The following is a 460-nucleotide window of genomic DNA, read 5'->3' as shown; positions in this document are numbered from 1 at the left end:
ATGCCCTGTACGATGCGTTGGCTGGGATCGTTGTAATCCACCGGCAGAAAATCCGGTTCCAGGCATTCGAGGGTGTAAGGCACCGGGGTGCGGTGCTTTAGGCCGGGCACCGTGCCCTGCAAATGCCGCAGCAGGGTTTCGCCATCGCGCAGCCAGGTATTGCATAAAAGCCGCTGGGATTTGGCCCAGCTGAATTGCCGGGTACATTCCGGGCGCCGCGCCCACTCTTGATGAGCGTCATTCATTTGGCTGGCGAGACCTTCATGGATAGCGCCGTCCCAGGTCTTGGGTTGGAATTCCACATCAATACCGCGTGGGCCAACGATGTTGTTCACCAGGGTGGTGAGAATGCCAAAGGCAAAATCGTGGTTTTGCTCCAGGTGCCGCGCCTGGCCACGCAGGGTTTCTACATCCCCATCGGCCACCAGATCGCCGCTGCGATTATCTGCGGGGTTTTTTC

1 protein-coding gene is annotated in these 460 nt (G+C 58.7%); it reads right to left on the bottom strand.

Features of this window, described 5'->3' with window-relative positions:
• Positions 1-460: phage portal protein (locus Q1A69_RS20155; RefSeq protein WP_299589728.1), on the bottom strand; the 460-nt coding region annotated here is incomplete at both ends.

This window comes from uncultured Microbulbifer sp. (assembly GCF_947498635.1).
GTDB classification, from domain to species: domain Bacteria; phylum Pseudomonadota; class Gammaproteobacteria; order Pseudomonadales; family Cellvibrionaceae; genus Microbulbifer; species Microbulbifer echini.
This window is presented reverse-complemented; position numbering and strand designations above follow the sequence as displayed.